This window comes from Streptomyces sp. NPDC026062 (assembly GCF_055568375.1).
On the sequence record NZ_JBVHOQ010000004.1, the window covers coordinates 272,961 to 279,008 of the forward strand.

4 protein-coding genes are annotated in these 6,048 nt (G+C 71.2%); 2 read left to right on the forward strand and 2 right to left on the reverse strand.

Annotation, left to right across the window (positions count from 1 at the left end; translation table 11 throughout):
• Nucleotides 1-2: 2 nt before the first annotated feature.
• Nucleotides 3-971 (reverse strand): ABC transporter permease, encoded by a 969-nt coding sequence (locus tag ACZ4LX_RS05810; protein ID WP_467639287.1) that lies wholly within the window; start codon nucleotides 969-971, stop codon nucleotides 3-5.
• Between the two features lie 29 nt (nucleotides 972-1,000).
• Complete coding sequence (locus tag ACZ4LX_RS05815; protein WP_467639284.1) at nucleotides 1,001-2,584, reverse strand: ABC transporter substrate-binding protein; 1,584 nt, start codon at nucleotides 2,582-2,584, stop codon at nucleotides 1,001-1,003.
• Between the two features lie 630 nt (nucleotides 2,585-3,214).
• On the opposite strand from ACZ4LX_RS05815, the gene ACZ4LX_RS05820 reads away from it, so the two are divergent.
• Both ACZ4LX_RS05820 and ACZ4LX_RS05825 read left to right on the forward strand, forming a co-directional pair.
• Nucleotides 3,215-3,541: a DUF5132 domain-containing protein gene (locus ACZ4LX_RS05820; RefSeq protein ID WP_467639281.1), complete on the forward strand. Its 327-nt coding sequence runs from the start codon at nucleotides 3,215-3,217 to the stop codon at nucleotides 3,539-3,541.
• A gap of 189 nt (nucleotides 3,542-3,730) precedes the next feature.
• A complete protein-coding gene (locus tag ACZ4LX_RS05825) occupies nucleotides 3,731-6,031 on the forward strand; it encodes an ATP-binding cassette domain-containing protein (RefSeq protein ID WP_467639278.1) in 2,301 nt (766 codons plus the stop codon).
• The last annotated feature ends 17 nt before the right edge of the window (nucleotides 6,032-6,048 follow it).

Below are 6,048 nucleotides of genomic sequence, written 5' to 3' on the forward strand. Positions count from 1 at the left end.
GGTCACATCTCCCGGATGGCGGAACGGGGATCGAGTGCGGCGAGCAGAACGTCGACGAGGAGGCCGGCGAGCAGCACGGTGGTACCCAGCACCAGCACCATCGCCTGGACCACCGGGTAGTCCTGCGCGACCGCGGACTGGGCCATGGCGGAGCCGATGCCCGGCCAGGTGAAGACCTTCTCGACCAGCACGGTGCCGGCGATCAGGGCGGGCAGCAGGCTCCCGGCGACGGTGAGCGCGGCTGTGGCCGTGTTCGGTGCGGCGTGCCTGAAGCAGCGACGTACGGGAGAGAGCCGTTTGCTGCGGGCGGTGCGCAGGTAGTCCTCGTTCAGCACCTTCAGCGCCTCCACCCGGACGATGCGCAGCAGGACCGCGGTGGGGGCGAGGGAGAGCGCGAGGACGGGCAGGACGAAGGACCCGACGCCCGCCGCACCCGCCACCGGGAGCAGTTGGAGACCGACGGCGAGCAGTGCGGTGAGGCCGGCGGCGAGGACGAAGTCCGGTACCCCGGCCAGGCCGGCGGTGACCGCGGTGAACGCCAGCTCGGTGCGCGGGCGGCGGCCGTCGAGGGTGCGGACGGCGGCGAGAAGGCCGCCGGGCAGGGCAATGACGAGGGTGACCAGGAAGGCGAGCCCGGCGATCTCCAAGGTGGCAGGCAGCCGGGTGCGGATCATCTCGGCCACCGGAGTGCCGGTGACCAGAGAAGTGCCGAGGTCGCCGTGCACTAGGCCGCCGAGGTAGTGCCCGTACTGGGTGAGGAAGGGGGTGTCGAGCCCGAGGGCGTGCCTGCGGGCGGCCACCAGGTCGGGGGCGGCGTCCACGCCGAGCGCGGCCCTGACCGGATCGCCGGGGACGAGGCGGATCATCGCGAAGGAGGCGGTGAGCACGAAGGCGAGGGAGAGGAGCAGCCGGACGGTGCGGCGCCCCAGGAACACGGTCCAGGGGTGCCGCAGCAGCTGGGGTACGGACATGGCGGGCCCTCGGTCGCTGGGGTGGGCGGTCACTGGTGGAGCCGGATGCTGGTGGGAACGAGCTGGCCGCCGAAGGTGGTGGCGAAGGTGGTGCGGTAGCCGTACACGCTGCTCCGGCCTTCGGCGATCGGCAGCGCGTCGGCCGAGCGGAAGAGCGCGGCGGCGGCCCGGTTCCAGGTTCCGCATCCGGTGGTGTCGGTCTCCCGGAGCGCCTGGGCGACCAGGGTGTCGTACTCGGGATTGGTCACTCCCGCGAAGTTGAGGCCCTGGGCGGGGGCCGCGCCGGAGAAGAAGGGGATGAAGCCGGCCGGCAGCGCGAAGCCAGGGGTACTGCCGACCACCACGTCGAAGTCGGCAGTTTGGTACATGGCGTTGACGAGGGCGGGCAGGCTCTCGGTCACCAGGTCGACCTCGGCGCCGATATCCGTCCACTCCCGGGCCATCAGCTCGGCGACGGAGGCCAGGGTAGGGCCGAGATCGGGGCTGGTGATCAGGCGGAGCCGTAGCACCCGGCCGTCCTTGGTCAGCGGGCCGCCGGCGGAGCGGGTCCAGCCGGCCTCGCGCAGGGCCTCGACGGCGTTCCGCGCGGGCAGGTTGGCATCGGCGAGGTCGGCGTGGCAGACGGCGCCCTCGGCGCCGAGGTCGGCGGCGGGGCTGCCGGTTCCGCCGACGGCGACGTTGGCCAGGCCCTGGCGGTCGAGAGCGGAGACCAGGGCGCGGCGCAGCGCCCGGTCGGCGAGTACCCGTCCGGGACGCTGGTTGAAGAACGTGAGCCCGACCACGGTCGGCACATCGGCGGTGGACAGGCCGTGGCCGGTGAGCCGGGCGCGGTCGGGTCCGCTCACGCCCGCGATGTCGACACCACCGGTGAGCAGCAGATTCGCCGCTGTGGAGGACTGCGGCACCACCGAGATGACGATGCGCGCGGGAAGTCCGGGGCGCCTGGTGGTCGCCCCGGCGGGTCCCCAGGAGTAGTCGTCGCGGACGGTGAACTCGTACGGCCCGCCTGGGGTGTAGCGGGTCAGTACGTAGGGGCCGGTTCCCTGGGTGGCGCGCTCCAGTGAACCGGGACGGTCGAGACCGGCCGGGCAGACGATGGGGAGCAGACCGATGGTGCGGGTGAGGAAGGGGAACGGGGCGGCGGCGGTCGCCGACACCCTGCCGGCCCCTTCGTCGGCGCTCACGGTGAACGGGACATCCGGAAGGACGGTCCGGGCGCCGGCGAGCTGGTTGGCCGGGTCGCTCGCGTAGGTGAGGGCCCGGGCCACGGCCGAGGCGGTGAGGGGGGTGCCGTCGGAGCAGGTGACGCCTGGACGGAGGGTGAAGACGGCCGTGGTGGTGGTGGCCTCCCAGGAGGAGGCCAGGCCGGTGACCAGGGTGCCGTCGGGGGCGAGGTTGACCAGGGAGTCGTAGGCGTAGCGGGCCTGGGCGGCGCCGAAGGCGGAGTACGGGTCGAAGCTCGGTGTCTCGCCGGCCTCGGCGATCCTGACGGTGCCTCGGTGTACCAGGGGGGTGCTCGTCGAGGAGGTGGCTACGCCGCCGCAGCCGCCCAGCGCGACGGCCGCGGCCGTGAGAGCGGCCGCCAGGGCGACCGGCGGAGTGCGTCGGAGCATGGCGTCATGATCGCACCGGAGATGGACCTCGGCGTTCCAACTGACTTGCACGGAAGGCGTGTTCGAACATGGCGAACCGCCAGTCAGCCTGGCCGGGAGCCGCCGGAGGCGACCGGGGCCGTGATTCTCGATTCACCCGTACGAGGAGGCTCCGGCCCGTCGGGCCGGCGCGGGACGGGGCCTCTCGGGCGAGGGCGGCACACCCTTCCACGACACGAAGGCCCCGTGGGCGCGGAATCCACCCGGAACGGCCCCAGGAGCGAGAGCCACAGTTCCGGGGACAGCGGGCAACGGGCAGCGCGGGCAGCGGTGAACACGCAACTTCGCTGGACGATGAACAGGTAATCATTTCGCACAACATTCAGACGTGTGGCGACTGAGGTTACGCAAGAGGGCATTCATCACTCACATGAGTGAACCCGTACAGGGTCATTTGGCTGAACCGGGCGTGGCTCGACTACCGTGATCACGGGATCGGACGGCGCATTCCGGCATCCGGGAATCCGAACTCGTTGGATGAGCCCCGGATTTCGAGATGGAATTCTTCATATCCGCCCGGCTGTGCACTCCTTCGGTGTTCGGCGCTCCCGGGTTCCCTGTCATACGTATGCGTAGAGAGGATGGAACATCATGCCGCCTGTCGTACCGCCCTTCCTGGTCGGCCTCATCGTCGCGCCACTGGCCAAACGACTGCTCAAGCCACTGGTGGGTGGAGTCGTCAAAGCGTCCGTCGGCATCGCGATGGAGGTGAAAAAGGCAGCTCAGGAGGCTGGGGAGAACATCCACGACCTCGCAGCCGAAGTGGCCGCCGATGTGGTGGCAGCCCAGCTCGCCGCCGCCGAGGCCGAAAGCCACTCCGGTGACAGCCGGCACGCCGCTGAGAACACCCCCAAGGCGGAACCGAGGGCCCCGAAGATCCGCGTGACCGCCCCCAGCGCCGCCGGAAAGACGAACTGACAACCCGTAAGGGATGACAGCCGCCGCCTGGCGCGCATTCTGATCGTTTTCGACGGAGTGTGCCCGGGCGGTGGCCGTTGGCAGGGCCGTCCGGCCGAGATTAGCCGTCCACAATATTTCGCTCCGTCGCCGTAATCCGCCGTGTCCGTGGCGGCTCTCCGCGACCTCCGCAAACAGGTGATCGTACACATGCCATCGCTACTGGGTGCCGCCACCGGATTCCGTTCCGTGGAATTGGGTGCGAGCCCGCGCTCGGTCACACCGGGCCGCCAGCGCTGGGACGTCAAGCTGGTCCTCGGACGTCCCCGGACGGCCGAGCTCCTTGCCGCCGCGCTGCGCCACATTCCCGGGATCACCGAGGCCCAGGCCAGCCCCGTCACCGGCGGGGTGCTCGTCCGGCATGATGCGCGACTCCGTGCCACGGACATCGGCAGGATCATCCGCATGGCCGTTACCCGGGTCGCGGCGGAACCGGGCGGAGCGAGGCGTCCGGCACCGGCCCGCCCCGCCCCGGCCCCCCGGTCGGACCGCGGCCCGGCCCCGGGCCCGTTGCTGGCCGTCGGCGGGGTGGCGGCCGGGGTGACGGCCGGGGTGGCGCTGGTCAAGGGGTCGGCGCTGAGCAAGCAGCTGGTGGCTGCGGGCGCGGTTGCCGCGGCGACCGCGGTCGTGCTCCGTAAGGCCTGGCGCGGAGCGGCCGACGCGTCCCGTGACATGACAGGCGCCGGCGCCGAACGCCACCCCTTGCTGGAGATCGTCGGTCCGCACCGGCGCCGCCTCTACCGGGCCGCCGCCCTGTCCGTCGCCTGCCAGGCCGCGGAAATGGCGCTCGGCACCTTCCTCGGCTGGACGGGGCTGGTCCTCATCAAGGGCGAGGCGGCTCCGCTGGTCAGCCTCGGCCTGACCACGGCGTCCGCTCAACTCTGGGGCCTGGCAGGGCTGGTGGCCGTGGCCTGTGGAGCGGTGGCGGGCCTCTCGTACGCCTCGAACCTCCAGTGGCGCCGGCTCGGCCAGGACATCGAGCACGAGTGGCGGGGCCGCACGTACCGACACGTACAACACCTCGAACTGGGACAGCTGGAGGGTGAGCGGACCAGCCGGGTGGCCGGGGCCCTCACCAACGACGTCGGCCAGCTGGGCGCCTTCTTCGCCGGCCCGGCCAACGACGTACTGCAACTCGGCACCAGCACGGCCCTCCTGGTTCCGGCCTTCCTGCTGCTGGCACCCCAGATCGCCTGGATCGCCTTCCTGCCGATCCCGGTCATCGCCTGGCTGTCGCTGCACCACCAGAAGCAGGCCGCGGCGGACTACGCCGCGACCGGCGAGAGCCGGGCCAGGCTGGGCAGTCAGGTGATCAACTCACTCGAGGCCGGAGCGACCGTCAAGAGCTTCTGCACCGAGGACTACGAGGCCGCACGCATCGACGAACTGAGCGAGGCGGTCCAGGAGAGCAGCCGGCAGACCGACCGGAGCACGATCCGCCACGCCGAGACCGTCCGGTCCTGCACCACCGCGTCCATGGCAGGGACCCTGCTGATCGGCGGCCGTTCGGTGCTCAACGGCACCCTGCGCTTCGAAGTGTTCAGCCCACTGATCGGGCTGCCCCAGATGCTGCTGATGCGGATGAGCCGGCTCGGCGGCATCGCCGACCAGTACCAGCGCACCCTCGCCTCGTACGACCGGGTCCAGCGGCTGCGCGCCCTTCCCGTCGAGGCCGACAGCGGCGACGGGACGCTCGAACTCGCCGAGGTGCGGGGCGAGATCGTCCTCGACGAGGTCACCTTCGCCTACCCCGGCCGGCCGACGGCACTGGAGGATCTCTCACTGACCATCCCGGCCGGGCAGGTGACCGCCCTGGTGGGCGCCACCGGCTCCGGCAAGACGACGATCGCCAGGCTGCTGATGCGCTTCCAGGACCCCGGGTCCGGAAGGGTGCTGCTCGACGGACAGGACATGCGTGACCTACGGCGGCACCAGGTACGTCACGCCATCGGCTTCGTCGCCCAGGACCCGTTCCTCTTCGACGGCAGTATCGCCGACAACATCCGCTACGGAACCTTCGGGGCGTCGGACGAGGCAGTGCTCCGGGCCGCCGCCATGGCTGAGGCCCACACCTTCATCACCACGCTGCCGGACGGCTACGACACCCTGATCGGTGAACGCGGGGCCGGGCTCTCCGGCGGCCAGCGGCAGCGGATCGCCCTGGCCCGTGCCATCCTCAAGGACTCGCCGGTCGTGATCCTCGACGAGGCAACCTCCGCCGTGGACAACGAGACCGAGGCCGCCATCCAGCGCACCCTGCGTGGCTTCGCGGCCGACCGCACGATGGTCGTCATCGCCCACCGTCTGTCCACGGTCCGTCACGCCGACCGCATCTACGTCATGGACGAGGGCGGCGTCGTCGCCGAACAGGGCACCCACAACGAACTCCTCGCCCAGCACGGGCTCTACGCATCTCTCTGGCAGCTCCAGGCCGGCGAACTCGCCGCCTGACCGCAGAAAAACGCCGC